General features: G+C 46.5%; 16 protein-coding genes. 5 read left to right on the plus strand and 11 right to left on the minus strand.

Annotation, left to right across the window (positions count from 1 at the left end):
• Positions 1-170: 170 nt before the first annotated feature.
• The 3 genes from PATL_RS16815 to PATL_RS16825 all read right to left on the minus strand — a co-directional run bounded on the left by PATL_RS16815 (position 171) and on the right by PATL_RS16825 (position 3,268).
• The gene (locus tag PATL_RS16815; RefSeq protein ID WP_011576015.1) at positions 171-1,085 is read right to left on the minus strand and encodes a substrate-binding periplasmic protein; all 915 of its coding nucleotides are present in this window, start codon (positions 1,083-1,085) and stop codon (positions 171-173) included.
• Positions 1,086-1,218: 133 nt separating this feature from the next.
• Entirely contained in the window at positions 1,219-2,364 is a 1,146-nt protein-coding gene (locus PATL_RS16820) for a general secretion pathway protein GspB (protein ID WP_011576016.1), read from the minus strand.
• Positions 2,357-3,268 carry an ExeA family protein gene (locus tag PATL_RS16825; RefSeq protein WP_011576017.1) on the minus strand — a complete coding sequence of 304 codons (912 nt, stop codon included), beginning with the start codon at positions 3,266-3,268 and terminating at the stop codon, positions 2,357-2,359. The genes PATL_RS16820 and PATL_RS16825 overlap by 8 nt, the downstream gene beginning before the upstream one ends.
• A 263-nt stretch (positions 3,269-3,531) precedes the next feature.
• Here PATL_RS16825 and PATL_RS16830 point away from each other — a divergent pair, with 263 nt between their 5' ends.
• The 3 genes from PATL_RS16830 to srmB all read left to right on the plus strand — a co-directional run bounded on the left by PATL_RS16830 (position 3,532) and on the right by srmB (position 6,786).
• Entirely contained in the window at positions 3,532-4,749 is a 1,218-nt protein-coding gene (locus tag PATL_RS16830) for a multifunctional CCA addition/repair protein (protein ID WP_011576018.1), read from the plus strand.
• Positions 4,750-4,803: 54 nt separating this feature from the next.
• Entirely contained in the window at positions 4,804-5,460 is a 657-nt protein-coding gene (locus tag PATL_RS16835) for a dUTP diphosphatase (protein WP_011576019.1), read from the plus strand.
• Positions 5,461-5,547: 87 nt separating this feature from the next.
• Positions 5,548-6,786, plus strand: a complete 1,239-nt coding sequence (gene srmB / locus PATL_RS16840) for an ATP-dependent RNA helicase SrmB (protein ID WP_011576020.1) — start codon at positions 5,548-5,550, stop codon at positions 6,784-6,786.
• A gap of 190 nt (positions 6,787-6,976) precedes the next feature.
• On the opposite strand, the gene PATL_RS16845 is transcribed toward srmB, so the two are convergent.
• Both PATL_RS16845 and PATL_RS16850 read right to left on the minus strand, forming a co-directional pair.
• Positions 6,977-7,378 carry a hypothetical protein gene (locus tag PATL_RS16845; RefSeq protein ID WP_041714004.1) on the minus strand — a complete coding sequence of 134 codons (402 nt, stop codon included), beginning with the start codon at positions 7,376-7,378 and terminating at the stop codon, positions 6,977-6,979.
• Positions 7,379-7,522: 144 nt separating this feature from the next.
• Positions 7,523-8,629 (minus strand): energy transducer TonB, encoded by a 1,107-nt coding sequence (locus tag PATL_RS16850; RefSeq protein WP_011576022.1) that lies wholly within the window; start codon positions 8,627-8,629, stop codon positions 7,523-7,525.
• A gap of 241 nt (positions 8,630-8,870) precedes the next feature.
• Between PATL_RS16850 and PATL_RS16855 the strand changes: the two genes are divergently transcribed.
• Together PATL_RS16855 and hemW are read left to right on the plus strand one after the other, a co-directional pair.
• Positions 8,871-9,485 (plus strand): XTP/dITP diphosphatase, encoded by a 615-nt coding sequence (locus tag PATL_RS16855; RefSeq protein ID WP_041714547.1) that lies wholly within the window; start codon positions 8,871-8,873, stop codon positions 9,483-9,485.
• A gap of 4 nt (positions 9,486-9,489) precedes the next feature.
• Positions 9,490-10,680 (plus strand): radical SAM family heme chaperone HemW, encoded by a 1,191-nt coding sequence (hemW, locus tag PATL_RS16860; RefSeq protein WP_011576024.1) that lies wholly within the window; start codon positions 9,490-9,492, stop codon positions 10,678-10,680.
• A 58-nt stretch (positions 10,681-10,738) separates the two neighbouring features.
• Here the strand turns inward: hemW and PATL_RS16865 are convergent, their stop codons facing one another.
• The 6 genes from PATL_RS16865 to PATL_RS16890 all read right to left on the minus strand — a co-directional run bounded on the left by PATL_RS16865 (position 10,739) and on the right by PATL_RS16890 (position 15,767).
• Complete coding sequence (locus PATL_RS16865; RefSeq protein ID WP_011576025.1) at positions 10,739-11,395, minus strand: DNA-methyltransferase; 657 nt, start codon at positions 11,393-11,395, stop codon at positions 10,739-10,741.
• Between the two features lie 67 nt (positions 11,396-11,462).
• Complete coding sequence (locus PATL_RS16870; RefSeq protein WP_011576026.1) at positions 11,463-12,242, minus strand: YggN family protein; 780 nt, start codon at positions 12,240-12,242, stop codon at positions 11,463-11,465.
• A 90-nt stretch (positions 12,243-12,332) separates the two neighbouring features.
• Positions 12,333-12,830 carry a DUF1566 domain-containing protein gene (locus PATL_RS16875; protein ID WP_011576027.1) on the minus strand — a complete coding sequence of 166 codons (498 nt, stop codon included), beginning with the start codon at positions 12,828-12,830 and terminating at the stop codon, positions 12,333-12,335.
• A 1-nt stretch (position 12,831) separates the two neighbouring features.
• Complete coding sequence (locus PATL_RS16880; RefSeq protein ID WP_011576028.1) at positions 12,832-14,547, minus strand: DUF1566 domain-containing protein; 1,716 nt, start codon at positions 14,545-14,547, stop codon at positions 12,832-12,834.
• Between the two features lie 86 nt (positions 14,548-14,633).
• Complete coding sequence (locus tag PATL_RS16885; RefSeq protein ID WP_011576029.1) at positions 14,634-15,347, minus strand: LrgB family protein; 714 nt, start codon at positions 15,345-15,347, stop codon at positions 14,634-14,636.
• A 42-nt stretch (positions 15,348-15,389) separates the two neighbouring features.
• The gene (locus PATL_RS16890; protein ID WP_011576030.1) at positions 15,390-15,767 is read right to left on the minus strand and encodes a CidA/LrgA family protein; all 378 of its coding nucleotides are present in this window, start codon (positions 15,765-15,767) and stop codon (positions 15,390-15,392) included.
• Positions 15,768-15,806 lie beyond the last annotated feature (39 nt).

Genomic DNA, 15,806 nt, shown 5'->3' on the forward strand with positions numbered 1-15,806 from the left:
TTGAGGGATCGGCATATTCATAAGACCCACCCGCTTATGATGCAATACGCTAAAACATGTTAACTCGCGCTGTATGCTCTACAGAAAACGTTTTCAGATGAAATTTTGTAGATGTAGCGGTTTGAAAGCGTTATGAAATAGGAGATATAAGGGGTTGAGGGTTGATATACCTAGGATGAATTTGAGTCGAGTAGTCGAATAAACTTATTATCTATTTCCGCTTTCGCGCCGCTTTTAATCAAACGTTGAAACGCGCGATCGAACTTATCCATCCACATTTTCGCTTCGGGGTAAGACGTTGAAATGATGAAATGCAAAGGCACTTGCTCTACATACTTTTTAAGCACAACCAGCTTACTGTCTGTTAAGCGGTCATTATTGACCTCATTCACAGAAACATAGTCATTTGTCAGGCCAGCGTCACTCCACCCCCGCTGCACATGTCCTATGCATGCGGCGCCATCAACCACGCGATTAATCTTCAAATTGAGACTTTCCACTACACCACCTTTCACAAATTCGGCCGAATAGCCGTAAGGTAAGCATAAGCGTTTATCCTTCAATTGTTGTACATCAGTAAAATTCGATGCCTTGCTGACATAGAAACGTACTGGGATAAAATTGATAGGCTTAGAAAAATAGTATTTCTTAGCCCGCTGAGCAGAATAGACATAAGGAAATGTCCCCAGGAAACGTTGCTCTGTAGTCCATCGTTCTCCCCTACTCCATGGCAAAATGTGTATATCAACATTGAGCCCCATCTCTGCAAACGTACGTGTTACAAGCGCTTGAGACCAGCCACCGTGGGGCATCTTGGCGGATATAAAAGGGAAGTAGCTTTGGCCGGTTGTTAAGCGTATCCGCTTATTCACCGCTTCAAAAGGTTTAGGGGCAGCGCCCTGGTCATCCGTATATATGACGCGAGCATCATTAGGCTGATGCAAATCGTCTTGATTAGCGTGAGGGAGGCTTGGACTGTCTGATGCATTTGCCACCTTCAGAATACTAATTACCAAGAAGAGTAAGCAGGCCTTCGAGGCGAAGGTAAAGTGCAGCAAACAAAAGTGCGGTTCCTTGGCAGCCATGTCTGGTTGATATTCCTATTTGCGGTAAACGAGCAAGTAATAAACGCATTATGCATATTACTTGCTGCAGTTCTACATAATCATGGTCACTATAAAGGTGGTCGGTTGTGTAGCCCACTGGCGAGTGATAATTTTACCACTCGCTAAGTGCCGACATACTGAACGTTTGCCCCTGATAGTTCAGGATCACATGTTGTGGCTCTATATGCTCGATACGCACTTTATCTGCAATCATATCCCCTTCATTCAGCGTCCTGTTATTCACCTTTACCCATCTATCTTGCGCTGAAGATGCATACATGTGCGTGGTAAAAACCATGGGGGGCAGTTGTGTTAACACCCATGCAGGCAACTGATCAATGCGCGGGGTATCTTCACTTTTTGTTTGCGTGGCTTCGAATGGCTGTTCGGGCTCTTTGTCCAATTCTGTGATCACCTTCTCAAAGCGCTTTAATAAGTCAGACGATATTCTGGGGCTTGGCTCTGGCTCTGGCTCTGGCTCTGGCTCTGCTTCAGGTCTGGGGTTGACTTGCTGTTCAAAGGGAGTCGTTGTCTTAAGTTGAGTATTACTATGCGGCTGGTTAACGGCCATTGCGACAGACTCATTAACTGCATTTTGATTGCCGCGTGTTTGAGCAACATCTGGCTCGTTCGATTTTACCATTAAGACTTTTTCGTTGTTCTTCCCAGAAGGTTTATCTCCCCCAGGATCCTTCTCGCTCGTGCGCAAATTATCAGCAAGGGTTCCATTAGTGTCTATCGCAGAACTCGCATTTTCTCGACTGCCTCCAGCGAAACCTTCAACAATGGCGGCGTCATCTTGTGCCGCTGGACTGGTGAGCTTGGCTAACAATGACGGGGCGATTGCTACGCCCCACCCTAATGCAAATCCAATAAATACCACCACCACGCCTTGCAATAGCGGCTTGGTATAGTATTGCCAGCGAGAAGGTAACGCCTGGATTGACGGTAAAAACAAACTGCGATTGAATTGATCTGACACCGCCGCATCAGCGCCATGCAGAGCTCTAGCCCCAGCGACGCGCTCACTTTCGAGTAATTTCTGCGTTTGTGATTTTTGTACTTTAGGCCGGTCAATCTCCACGGTTTGGGCAGGGTCAATTTCCACCTGCTGTACGCCCATTTCCCCTAACCCTGTGACCATTTCCATGCTGGTCACTAAACCGGACTTACGTATTTTAATTGGGCCGTTTTGCTGCGTAATCTTTACTATCACCATGCCAGGCAGTAAGGCATCAATATTGATGAGGTTATCCATACCAATGGCCTCCCATAAAGCCTAACCCGAAGGCCAGTACAAACAAGCCTGCGAGTATTAGGGTACGCTGTTTTCCTCTGCGCTGAGCCACCACATCAGCGCCCAAGATTTGCTCTGCGGCAGCATAAAATATATGGGTATGTACCACGGGAGCTTGTTTAGTAAACGTTAACGTTAACGCCCTGTCACATAGTAAATTAATCACCCTCGGTATACCGCCAGTGACCTGATACACAGCGCCCAGTGCGCCTGCACTAAAAACACTGCTATCGCCATTTGCTACCCCTAATCGGTGATGAATATAGGCTTTTACTTCACCAGAAGTGAGCGGTAGCAAGTGGTAACGGGCGGTGATGCGCTGGGCTAATTGGCGCAGCTCGTTACGTTTCAACAATTGCTGCAATTCTGGCTGACCGATTAACACCACTTTGAGCAGCTTTTCCCGGTTGGTCTCAAGGTTGGTCAACAAACGTAACTGCTCAAGCACCTCTGGCAACAAATGCTGGGCTTCATCCACAATCAATATCGTGTTCAAGCCTGCGTTGTGATTAATCACCAGCTTGTTGAGGATCAAATCCGTAAAGTATTTTAGGCTCGCTCGTTCGTGTTGATAATCTATGCTTAGCTCGTCACAAATGGTGGCGAGTAACTCAATGGCTGAGAGCGTTGGGTTAAGCACCATGGCGACCTGAGTATTATCAGGCAGCTGTTGTAATAACTTACGCGACACGGTGGTTTTCCCCGTTCCGACTTCGCCTGTTAACATCACAAAACCGCCACTTTCCCGTAACCCAAAGGTCAAATGAGCAAGGGCTTCCTTGTGTCTTGGACTCATATATAGGTACGCGGGATTAGGTGCGATAGAAAACGGATTATCTGAAAGTCCGAAATAATTAAGATACATAGCTGCGGTTCTAGTGGCCGATTGAGGATAAGCGGAAGATAAACTAACGGCTTCATTCAAGCTTGTCAAAGGTAAGACGCGTTATGCATAAAGCTGATGTCTACAGTTTTAGCACTGCAATTTCGCCCCCGCCAATTCGAGTAAATTCAACTGCTAAGTGACTTTCACAGGCGATACACATTATTAATCGCTTATTCCTATGCGTATTTTTGCTCATCGGATAAATCAGGCATAATAAGGCGATTCTCAAATTTAAGGTGACTATGCAAGTATATTTAGTAGGTGGGGCAGTACGGGATAAGCTACTCGAGCGACCAGTAAAAGATAAGGACTGGGTTGTCGTGGGTGCTAGCGAAGCCGATATGCTGGCCAAGGGCTTTCAGCAAGTGGGTAAAGACTTTCCAGTATTTTTACACCCTAAAACCCAGCAAGAATACGCCCTAGCCCGCACCGAGCGTAAAATAGGCCAAGGCTATGCCGGGTTTGAGTGCGACACCTCTACCAATGTCACGCTCGAGCAGGACTTACTGCGCCGGGACCTAACCGTGAACGCCATGGCAATGGACGACAACGGCAACATTATCGATCCCTTCAATGGCCAAAAAGACCTTAGAAATCGCGTTTTGCGCCATGTGTCTGACGCGTTTGAGGAAGACCCGCTGCGCGTATTACGCGTTGCACGGTTTGCAGCGCGCTACGCGAGTTATGGCTTTAGCATAGCGGATGAAACCAAAACCTTAATGGCTAACATAACCCAATCGGGGGAGCTCAGTCATTTAAGCGCTGAGCGTGTGTGGGTCGAAACCGCAAAGAGCTTACTTGAAGATACCCCCCAAATATATTTTGAAACCCTGCGCGAATGCGGCGCCTTAAAAGTGTGGTTTGCTGAGCTTGATTGCTTATGGGGCATTCCTAATCCAGCCAAATGGCATCCCGAAATTGACACTGGGATCCACAGCATGATGGTACTGGAACAATCTGTGCGGGTATCTCATAAGCTCAGCGTACGTTTTGCCGCTTTAGTGCACGACCTAGGCAAGGGGTTAACACCACCAGAAGAGTGGCCGTCACACCGCGGGCATGAAAAACGTGGCCTCGTGCCCATTAACACCCTTTGTGAGCGGCTAAAAGTACCCAATGACTGTCGTGATTTAGCGTTATTAATGAGTGAATTTCATAGTCATGTGCATCATGCGTTTAAGCTCAAAGCCGCCACGATCAATGATTTTTTAGACAAATGTGACGTATGGCGAAAGCCTGAGCGCTTTGCCGATTTATTGCTGGCCTGTACCGCAGATGCGAAAGGGCGAACGGGCTTTGAAGAGCGCCCCTACCCCAACGCAGACTATATTTGGCAAGCCTATTTGCTCGCCAAAGAGGTCAACGTACAAGAAATAGTGCAAGCAGGTTATAAAGGCGCAGAAATAAAACAACAACTCAGACAAAAACGCATTCATGCTATCGCCACAAACGTGGCATAATAGTCGTCCGCTTTTGTAGCATCCAAACGATAAACAGAACACACAAGGCTTACCATGTTATCCACCACTCAATTAAACACCATGCTGACACTGCAAGACGGCATGAACCGAAAAGTTAACCCACAATGGCTTAGCGCAAATTACGCCTATTTACGCGCCGCTATGATCGAGTCGGTTGAAGGTATTGAGCATCACGGCTGGAAATGGTGGAAAGCCCAACAAAAAGACTTGCCTCAGCTACAGATGGAGTTAGTCGATATTTGGCATTTCGCGCTATCGTCAATCATTATTCAGTTTGACGGTGACATTGCCCAATCGTCTAGCACGATTGCTCAGCAACTTGCATCAAATACCAGCAGTGTGACGTTTGATGGTAAACCCTATGATTTTACCAATTTAGATATACTCGACAATTTACAATTAATGGCTGGCCTGTGCGCCGCTAATCGTTTTGACGTACCTTTGTTCATCAAAATCGTTGAGCAGGCTGAAATGAACGCCGACGAACTTTATCGTCAATATGTGGGCAAAAATGTTCTAAACTTCTTCCGTCAAGATAACGGTTACAAAGAAGGCAGCTACCATAAATTATGGAATGGCCGTGAAGATAACGAACACTTGGTTGATGTGTTAAACGCCTTAGATATTGCCTTACCAGATTACAGCGACCAAGTGTATCAGGGTTTACAACAGCGCTATCCCACTGCTTAAACACGCAGTGAAAATAACATCTCGGAGGCTCAACAATTTTGTAGCCACCATAATATTAAGTACAACGTTAAGAAGCATATAAACGCCATGTTTGAGCAATTAGAATTAGATGATGAACTTTGCCGCGCAGTCGCCGATTTAGGTTACAGCGAACCCACCAGCATTCAACAGTTGGTCATTCCAGCGGCGATGGAAGGTAAAGACATACTCGCATCCGCCCCAACCGGCACAGGTAAAACGGCGGCGTTTCTATTGCCCGTATGCCAATTCTTATTAGATTACCCGCGCCGCCATCCTGGCTCGACCCGTATTTTGATTTTAACCCCAACCCGAGAATTAGCTCAGCAGGTTTATAACCAAGCACTTGAGTTAAGTCGCTACACAGACATAGTGTGCGGCGTGATCACAGGTGGCATCAACTACGGCACCGATCGCGATACTTTTGAGAAAAACCTCGATATATTGGTGGCCACTCCAGGGCGCTTGTTCGAGCACATCGAACAAGAAAGCTTTGATTGTCGTGACATCGAGTGCCTGATTTTAGATGAAGCTGACCGTATGCTCGACATGGGCTTCTCATCAATCGTTAATCAAATATCGGCTGAAGCCCGCTGGCGCAAGCAAAGCATGTTGTTTTCTGCCACTCTAGAAGGCACTGGCATTAGTCGTTTCGCCAAAGACATACTCAACGACCCCGTTGAGTTGGAGGCTGCATCTAGTCGTAAAGAGCAAGGTAAAATTCATCAATGGCTACATATCGCCGATGATGCAAAGCATAAATATGCTCTGCTAAAACATATTCTGACCCATCAAGTGGAATCTGCCGTGGTGTTTGTGAAAACCCGCGACCGCCTGAATGAGTTAAAGCAAATTCTGGAGCGCGACGGCTTTACCGTGTGCTGGCTACAGGGCGAAATGCCCCAAGACAAACGTAACTTGTCCATGGCAAAATTCCGCTCTGGTGAAGTCAAAATATTGATTGCCACCGACGTTGCCGCCCGTGGTATTGATGTTGAAAGCATCAGTCATGTTATCAACTATGATATGCCGCGTACCGCAGACGTTTATGTACACCGTATCGGTCGAACAGGTCGCGCTGGCAACAAGGGTACGGCCATTTCTTTGGTTGAAGCACACGACATTGGCATAGTGCCCAAAATCGAACGCTACACCGAGCAGCCGCTTAAACGCCGGGTAATCGACGAATTACGCCCGAAAAATAAAGAAGCCAAGCCACCAGCCAAAAGAAAGATCAGCAACAAAGCGAAAAAAGCCGCCGGTATACCGCTGAAAAAGAAAGCCAAAAAGAAAAAGAATCGCGGTTAAAGCCTGTCGTTTTAGCCAGCCGGTTTGACGCCAACTTTCACATTTAATACGTCTAGCTAAGCTGAATGTAACGCACAAAAAACCTGCAAATTTGCAGGTTTTTTTGTGTTAGTTAAGTGTGGTGTTAGTTCGTACTGGTGGGCTCGGTGAGTACTTTAAATGTTGTAACTCAATACAAATCCCCTCACGCTTACCATGCTGGATGACCCTTAAGCAGTGTTCTTTTTAATTCGCCATTTCTGGCATCCTGCTCGGTCCAACTTTCTCCTAATTTACGGTTTATTAGATTAAGACAATACTCTTTTGGCGGGTCATTTGGTTGTGCAAAGATGGTGACACACATACTATCAGTCGTTACTCGCCACTTCCCTTTACTCGTTTGACCTTGCTCTGCAAGGTGTTCAAAAGAGCCATCAGGATCAAAATATATAATGCTTGCACCAAACCTATTGGTTATTTTTAGGGCGTTACCCGATATTAACGTTTGAATTTTCTCAACGCCCAAATCTGAAGCGCCTGCATTCATACAAAAAAACATAAGAATAATAGCAATCAGTGATATTGGTTTGCGAGCTTTCAAAGTGCTGTACATGTTAAGTCCTAGATTCTGGCGAGCACACAACATTAAAGTTCCATTGCCGCCATATATTGACAAACATAAGGGTGAAACCCAAAGCCCCCTTATATTCCAGCCTATTTGTTTATACTCGTTGCCACATATGCAGACAGACTGAAATCAACTCTGCTCACTCTTGGTGGGTATTTCTAGCAAGGTGAATTGGCTGTCGGTATCTCCTACCACCCTTACACTGCAACGTCCCCAACTAGCGGGTATATTCCATGTGCTGTCTGTGGTCGCTGTGTATAACTCGCTTTTATTGTGACAACGCAGTTCCACTGTATTTAGGGTGCCGTTCACGTCATGTAAACTAAAGGCGCGCCTGCTCAGGGCATGCCACCAATCACCGTCTTGTTTGACTTTCCCTGGAATGGCTATGACTTGGTCGCTTTTGAGCACATTGAGTATTTGGGTCACATAAGGTTTGAGCATGGCGATGCTTTCGTCGTTATTTTCTTGCGTCTCAACCCGCTGAAACGTATCTAAGGCGTCAAGGTATTGGGACTGATTGATTTGCAGCACAAACTTACGGTTTAACAATAATCGATGCGCTTCGCTGCCCAAGTACTTGCCTTTGCTATCAGTATTCAATATATGTTGAACGTGCTTAAGCTCAGCCACCTCATCCGCTTCAGCCTTTGCCAAGTCAGCACGTAGCAACGAATAAAAGCTAAACTCTATGCTATTGAGCAAGCCTTTGTCTTTCATGTTGTCACTCAACTCACGCGCTAAGGCAATATCATTGCTGCTTAGTGCAGCACGCACACTCTCATAATTGCGTTTAAACTTGCGCCTAACCCCTCTTTCCCCCCCGTCTAACTTAAAGTCCATTTGTACTTTGTTGTGGCATTGCTCAATTGGTTTGCCATCAACAAAAGCCGGGCTGTATTGCCAGTTTTTCATTGCTTTTATTGCTGCGCTTTCAAAGGCTTTCATACCACTTGAATCAACCACAACGATATTGTTGACGCTGCCGTCAGTACCCACCACAAAATTCAATTGCACCCAGCCCTCAGCGCCTTTTCGTGCCATGCTCACTGGATATTTAGGTGCTACACGTTCAATAGGTTCGGGGAGCTTAGCGGACTCCAAAAGCACAGTGCTTGGTTCGCTGATTGCGATGTGGTGGGCCTGTGCTTCCGTTTGAGGCTTATTGATAGCACTCGCATTACCAGTGATTAAACTTGCACTACTAATGAGGAGTAATTTGGCGGTAAATGTCATAAAGCATCCTTGCGCTACTAAGCGGTTAAGTTTGGAAAAAGACAATATTGAAAGGAATAACGTTGCGAACAACTTCCGATATTCAATAGATAGTATTAAGACTAAATAATTTACCCAACTACAGCAAGGCGTATTTGTTATGGGTAGCCCCCATATCGACAAAAGAGGTGAAAGCGCAATATCAATTACATCTCTAAACAGGTAAAATTTGCCGATAATAGACCAATGCATGAGTTTCCCCTTGTCACGTAAAATCGTTTTAGCCACAGGCAACAAAGGCAAAGTGGCTGAGCTTAGTCAGTTGCTTAGCCCACTACACATAAACATTATTCCACAGAGTGAATTTGACGTTCCTGAGGTGGCCGAAACAGGTACCACCTTCGTCGAAAACGCCATCATCAAGGCCCGTCACGCAGCCAAGATTACGGGCTTGCCCGCTATTGCTGACGATTCTGGTTTAGCCGTAGATGCCTTAGGCGGAGCACCTGGCGTATACTCAGCACGCTATGCCGGTAGCCATGCCACAGATAGTGATAATATTGATAAGTTGCTTCACTCACTAAGTGATATTGCACCAGTGAAACGCCAAGCGCGTTTCTTATGTGTATTGGTGTATATGCGCAGCAGTGAAGACCCCACCCCCATCATTTGCCAAGGCGAATGGCATGGCGAAATAACCCTCGAGCGTAGTGGTGAAAGTGGCTTTGGTTACGACCCTGTGTTCTGGGTAGAACAAAAAAAGTGTACTTCTGCACAACTAACAAAAGAGCAAAAGAACGCCCTAAGTCATCGCGGCCAAGCGTTACAACAGCTATTAGTAAAACTGAGCGCAGATTTTGAAAAAGCAGGTGAATAGCGTAATGGCAAACACTTGCGAAATGAATGACGCCGGTGAAACGAACACAACGCTCCCCCCTGTTGCCTTGTATATTCATATTCCTTGGTGCGTGCAAAAGTGCCCCTATTGTGACTTTAACTCCCATGGTCAAAAGCAGGACTCCTTGCCAGAAGCTGAATATGTCAGTCATTTACTAGATGATTTAGCCCAAGACGCCAACCTGATTGGCGATCGTCCCGTGCACAGTATTTTCATCGGTGGCGGCACTCCGAGTCTGTTTTCGCCCGATGCCATAGGGCGCCTATTAACAGGGGTGCGTGAGCGCGTCAATTTAGCAGTCGATGCCGAAATAACCCTTGAAGCTAACCCTGGCACAGTGGAAAGCGAACGTTTTAATGGCTTTGCCCAAGCTGGGGTAAACCGTATATCAATTGGCGTGCAAAGCTTTCAGCAAGAGAAATTGGAAAGACTTGGGCGTATCCACGATGAGCAACAAGCGTTAAATGCTGCCGGTTACGCACGCAATGCTGGCCTGAATAGTTTCAACCTTGATTTGATGCATGGCTTGCCTGAGCAGTCCATTGACGATGCCTTGTTTGATTTGCGCCAAGGCATTGCCCAGCAGCCGCCGCATCTGTCTTGGTACCAGCTGACGATTGAACCCAATACTCAGTTTCATTCTAAGCCGCCGACGTTGCCAGAGGATGACATATTGTGGGACATTCAAGAGCAAGGCCATGACATACTGACCGCAGCAGGTTATGAGCAATACGAAATATCGGGCTACAGCTTGGCCGGCCAACAATGTCAGCACAATCTTAATTATTGGCGCTTTGGTGATTATTTAGGGATTGGCTGTGGTGCCCACGGTAAAATCACACTGAAAGACTCGGGCCAGATTTTACGCACGGTTAAAGTGAAACACCCTAAGGGCTATATGGATCTCACGCGCTCATACATGCACCAACAACATACTGTGCAAGATGAGGAGTTACCGTTCGAGTTTTTCATGAATCGATTACGCTTACTTGAGCCTTGCCCAAAACAAGACTTTAGCGCTTTCACTGGTTTAGTCTTTGATGAGCAAACAGACCTAAAAGAAAACCTGGCCAGTGCAGTGAACAAGGGCTTACTTGCCGAATCAGACACCCATTGGCAAGTCACACCACTTGGCAGGCGCTACCTTAATTCATTGTTAGAAATGTTGGTGTAATATCCGCAAAATGGCGACACTTTGTCCTTTTGCCCGTGTTGCCATCAGCTCTATTACCCTAGCATCCTAAACGTTTAACCGCGTGCTCATGTGCCGAAGGTGATAAGTCGGCACCTTGCCACTCTCGATTACAATTTTGAGCAGCCACTAGGGTCGCTCCTGAGCCAAAGAAAGGGTCGATAACCAAATCACCTTCACTCGAGCTTTGTACAATCAGCTTTTCAATCAAGGGCACGGGCTTTTCTGTAGGATAGCCTCGCCATACGCGCTTTTCTTGCAGCACATCAGGCATGCTTAAATCCTGTAATTTACGTTTGCCTTTTTCAAAAAACAGAATGAATTCATAGCGTGCGCGGTAGTGATACCCCATACCAATGGCGCACTTGTCCCACACTAAGGGTTTCCAGAACTTGAACCCTGCCGCTTCTGCTAGCGGCTTGATCACAAACATCGTTTCTTGGTCGCAGAACAAATAAAAATGGCTGTTGTGCTTTAGAACGCGATAAATCTCTGCCACCAGCTCAATGAAGCGCGTATTCGGAAAAATGGCAAACCACTCGTTGCTTGAAGATTTACTGTGCTTTAAACGAGTAGTCGTGCCTTTGGCTCTATGCTTTTCTAACGATTCATAAGGCGGGTCGGTAATGACCAAATCAACGCTGTTGGCTGGTAAGCTCTGCAACCATTCAACGGCATCTTGCTGGAATAAACGCATGGGGGATTTCTTAGGACTGAAAAAACGGCGGCTATCTTAATCGTAAAACATTGGCTAAACCAGCAACTTAATGGCTATGGCCTTGCTCACTGGTGACTACATCATATTTCGTGAGTTGGGGTATATCACGGCGTAAGCGGTCTTCGACCCGATCTAAGCGTTTAAACTCATTACAAAACCAGTGGGCTTTTTGTTGCAGGGTTTGGCTTTTCGGGCTGATGACGGCGTCAACGGTATTCCCGATGTTGTCAATTTTCTCAGCCAGTTTTGCGATTTTTTCTTCTGTGCTGGTGCTTTCTGACACTAAGCCGCCTATGGCCGATAGAATGCCACCTAATGAGGTATTCATGGCCTCTTCAATTTGCGCTTCTAATTCGCGGTCAACTAAGTCGTCGACGTTCTCTAATGTGCCAGGGCCCATATAGAAATTACTGCCCGCATGAATGAATTTTTCTTTGACTCTGGCCTGCACTCTGGCTAAAGACGAACGCAATTTCTCGTAACTTTCGTGCTCTTCACCTACTAAGCCAATATACACGTGTTCCACAGTTTCTATCGCCAGTTCAACACCTTCACTGGCCAGTAAAATCATTTTAGGTACGACGTGATGCACACCGTCGGCCAGCTCTTTTAATTCAGCTTGTTGCTGCACAGACAAGGATATCCATTGCCCCTGAACAATAAGCTGATCGTCGTTATTAATTTGGTAAACAGTACGGCTATTATCGATAATACGTATCTGATCGTTCGTCACGACCAAACCGTAGTTTAGCTCTACATCACACTTATAATCGGCTTTCACATTCGCGGCGTAAAAACCCAGAAAAAATAACCACAAAAAACGCATATCGGATCGCTAGCTTAAAAAGACCAACACATTCTGACCAGTTAACGGGTAATTTAAAAGCTCGATACGATAATCGAATTAAAATATACGTTAATCGACTGTTCTGACCAGCCGCGTGTATACGAATAAACTTTTTTCTTTCAACGCATTACTGCTGTTGAAAAACGCTACCACCCAGGCACGATCCGCATCGACGACAGAAGGGGTAGAAGTCCAGTAATCATCAGACAAGGTATCAGGAAATACACTTTCATCTATGGCTGGTCGCACGCAAGCTCGCTCTGTTAACGTAGCCAATTCTTTTAAATTCGGTACTCTCCAACCGCTGTATCCTGCATATGTGAAACCGTGGGCTTCACTTAACGCTTGTTGCCAATTCAATTCGTCGGCTTCACCCACACAACTACCAGCGCTATAGGTTTGCCCGATGCTACAGCGCATCCACATCAAACCACTGCTGATATGCGTTGCAGTGCCATCGGTGTTGACCGTAAATTGTTCTTCGTTGGCCGTTTCAGTTACGTCCCCTAGGCACGTTTGGGCAAGGCTATTAAAACTAAGTAACGCCAAAAACAATATCTTTTTCATATTATCGTCCTGCTCTGACTAAACGAACGTTAGCCGCTGTGGATTTATTTAAAAAGTTGTCATTCCCGCTAGAGAAATCGATCGCCCATGCATTTTGCGCTTCCTCGTTGGTACCATCGACGCTGGTTTGTGATGTCCAGTACCATATATTGCTGGTTTGCCCGTTATCTGCGTAGGGAAAATAATCGGTATCTAACATAGGACTGGTAGATTTGCCAAAATGCATAATTGAAAGAAGTTCGTTATGACTGGGTAGCTTCCAGTCGTAAAAACCACACAGGCCCTGGTCATTGACGGCTTCAACAAAATCCTGCGTATTGCAGTCGCCCAGCGAACAGCTAGGAGTGGCTGGATTCAACGGACCACTATATCCACCATTGTTCTCTTCTGAATACCAGCTGTAGGTATGGCGTCGGCCATGTAAGTCACCATTGGTGGTTTTAATTTCCCACACTAAACCGGTCACATTATCGCGTACACAGCGCCATGGCTGGCTGGTATCGTCCACTTCATCGCCTATGTCATCTAGGCGGGTAAAGTCAAAGCCACCTTCACCCCGCCCGGCCTTGGTAAGCATATTGTTAGTCGCAATAACGTCTCGCCCCCGTTGCCCGTCTTGCGCAGGGTAATCGCCTTGATGCGAGCTGTTCACTGCGTTCACACTGCCTTGGCGCATCACCCCCGTATCGTTTATTAAACTACGAGGAAACGGTTGTACTGTTACCGAAATACTGTCGTCCACCTCATTACCGTTGGCATCATTAACCTCTAAGGTGAAGGTCAACACCTGACTCGTGGTGACCATAGGCGCAACAGCGTATGTCTGTAACACATTGGCGTTATTAATTTGTGGCTCTAAGGTAGAGTCAGTTAACCACAAGTAGGTTAATGGCTTTGCAGAGGGAATAGCAGTATCGGCCGTTCCTGAAAGTAAAATGCTCTCTCCAGAAAACACTTGATGATCGACACCAGCATCAACAGTGGGCACATTATTACTTGCACTTAATATGGTGATAGTCAGCTCTTCGGTGTCCGTTGCGCCTTCTTGATCAGTGACGGTCAACTCGAAGGTTAACGTGTTGTCTTCATCGACAATCGGTGTGGTAAAGGTAATGTTACTTGCATCTCTACTGACCCCAGAAAGCACATCAACTCCGGCAAGTTGTTGCCATTGATATGCGGCAATAGGGTTATCTGCATCCGTCGTATCGGCGTCTGTGCTGGTGTCGCCATTTAAGGTAACGTCTGTGCCAGCTGGAAAGATATTATTAGAAAAACCGTCAATCGGTTGATAGGAAATGATCGCGCTTGGCGCAGTGTTTAACGGCAAAACGGTCACTTCTAGACTGTCAGAGCCAACGTTGCCATTGCCATCAGTTGCCTGAAGGGTTAGCTGATAAGTCAATGTATCGCTGGTGGTTGGCGCCACAAACGATGCCACACCCGTGGTGGTATCGTCATGGGTAATCGTTAATGCCGGCGAGGCAGACCAAGCGTAGGTCAAGGCATCGGTGGTGCCTAGCGCATCACCTTGCAAGTTGACTGTCGTCCCCTCATTAACCGTAGAGCTTGGTCCCGCATTCACAATGACATCAGGCGTGTTATCAGAGTCTGAGTCTGAGTCTGAAGAGCCACCACCGCCGCATGCTGTTAGCACCACACTCGTGAAAAACACGAATAACCAAATGTGAATAGAATCGTCCGCTACTTTACGCATAAATATATTAACCCGTGTGTACCGCCCCCATTACAATAATCATGGGGCGTTGCTAACTTAGCGGAAAGTTTGCAGTATTCGTACCACTAGCTGATAAGAAAAAAAATAATCGGCAGAATAATGGCCGTTAGTACCCCATTTATGCACAAACCTATGGTGGCAAATGCACCTATTTTCTGACTCATCTGAAATCCTTGAGCAGTGCCTATAGCGTGGGCTACAGTACCTAAAGCAAGTCCTTGCGCTTGAGGGGACGTGACGCGAAATATGCGATACGTTATGGAGCCAAATACAGCCCCCACTATGCCAGTGAAAATAACAATCACGACTGCAAGCCCAGGAATACCGCCAATATGTTGACTGGTCTCAATCGCCAATGGACTTGTAATCGACTTGGTCAGCAAGCTTAACTTTACGTCGCTGTCCAAAGGCACAAAATACAAACCGGCCAGAGCCAAAATAGGCGCAATGGCACCACCAATCAAAATCGGCAGCATAATGCCTAGGCCATTTCCGCGAAGACTTCTTATTTGACTGTAGAGAGGAACGGCCAACGCCACTGTCGCTGGGCCTAACAACCACGTCAGCAGGCTCGTATCTCCTTGGTATGATTCAACAGTGACGCCAGCATAGAAGAGCACAACCGCGAGCATGGCAATGCAAAAGATCATTGGATGAAATGCCGGACGTCGCCCTAATAGGCGAAAAACGGTCAATGAAAGCAAATACACGCCCACGGTAATGGTCGTCCACATCAACGCAGAGACGAGAGGGTATTGCTCGCTGTAATTGTTTAGCATGATGTCACTATCAATTGCATTTGTTTAGCCTTGGCTGAGATGTCAATCTTCATGAGGCGCAGACGGGTGTTGGTTGGTCGATTGCCATAAGCGTTGGCAAATCCATGCGGTTATTCCAAGACTGAGCACGGTGCTGACAACAATACTCAATATTAGCCACAATAGATTATCCGCTAACTTTTCAGCGTAAAGTAGCACCCCCATGGTCGCTGGCACAAAGAGCACCAGCATATGCCCAAGCACAAACTGCGACACTTTGAGCAAAGCAGAAGGAACGCGCTTAAGCCACATCAAACCCAGTAGCAATACTAACAAACCTAATAAAGAAGCAGGCAAGGGTATAAATGTGCTTAGGCCTAACCCTACAAACCATAAGCCAACCAACGACAACAAAGCTAATGTGTATTTGAGCCACCGCATTTATATATGCTCAAACACAAGGCTTAGCCGAACGTCGGG

Origin of the sequence: Paraglaciecola sp. T6c (assembly GCF_000014225.1) — a bacterium.
Lineage (GTDB): Bacteria > Pseudomonadota > Gammaproteobacteria > Enterobacterales > Alteromonadaceae > Paraglaciecola > Paraglaciecola atlantica_A.

What these genes read in the sequence shown, in the direction of transcription:
- PATL_RS16825 (WP_011576017.1), bottom strand. Translation starts at nt 3,268, where the DNA reads ATGTATCTTAATTATTTCGGACTTTCAGATAATCCGTTTTCTATCGCA.
- PATL_RS16815 (WP_011576015.1), bottom strand. Translation starts at nt 1,085, where the DNA reads ATGGCTGCCAAGGAACCGCACTTTTGTTTGCTGCACTTTACCTTCGCC.
- PATL_RS16835 (WP_011576019.1), top strand. Translation starts at nt 4,804, where the DNA reads ATGTTATCCACCACTCAATTAAACACCATGCTGACACTGCAAGACGGC.
- PATL_RS16865 (WP_011576025.1), bottom strand. Translation starts at nt 11,395, where the DNA reads ATGCGTTTATTCCAGCAAGATGCCGTTGAATGGTTGCAGAGCTTACCA.
- PATL_RS16875 (WP_011576027.1), bottom strand. Translation starts at nt 12,830, where the DNA reads ATGAAAAAGATATTGTTTTTGGCGTTACTTAGTTTTAATAGCCTTGCC.
- PATL_RS16845 (WP_041714004.1), bottom strand. Translation starts at nt 7,378, where the DNA reads ATGTACAGCACTTTGAAAGCTCGCAAACCAATATCACTGATTGCTATT.
- PATL_RS16885 (WP_011576029.1), bottom strand. Translation starts at nt 15,347, where the DNA reads ATGCTAAACAATTACAGCGAGCAATACCCTCTCGTCTCTGCGTTGATG.
- PATL_RS16830 (WP_011576018.1), top strand. Translation starts at nt 3,532, where the DNA reads ATGCAAGTATATTTAGTAGGTGGGGCAGTACGGGATAAGCTACTCGAG.
- hemW (WP_011576024.1), top strand. Translation starts at nt 9,490, where the DNA reads ATGGCAAACACTTGCGAAATGAATGACGCCGGTGAAACGAACACAACG.
- PATL_RS16870 (WP_011576026.1), bottom strand. Translation starts at nt 12,242, where the DNA reads ATGCGTTTTTTGTGGTTATTTTTTCTGGGTTTTTACGCCGCGAATGTG.
- PATL_RS16820 (WP_011576016.1), bottom strand. Translation starts at nt 2,364, where the DNA reads ATGGATAACCTCATCAATATTGATGCCTTACTGCCTGGCATGGTGATA.
- PATL_RS16890 (WP_011576030.1), bottom strand. Translation starts at nt 15,767, where the DNA reads ATGCGGTGGCTCAAATACACATTAGCTTTGTTGTCGTTGGTTGGCTTA.
- PATL_RS16880 (WP_011576028.1), bottom strand. Translation starts at nt 14,547, where the DNA reads ATGCGTAAAGTAGCGGACGATTCTATTCACATTTGGTTATTCGTGTTT.
- srmB (WP_011576020.1), top strand. Translation starts at nt 5,548, where the DNA reads ATGTTTGAGCAATTAGAATTAGATGATGAACTTTGCCGCGCAGTCGCC.
- PATL_RS16850 (WP_011576022.1), bottom strand. Translation starts at nt 8,629, where the DNA reads ATGACATTTACCGCCAAATTACTCCTCATTAGTAGTGCAAGTTTAATC.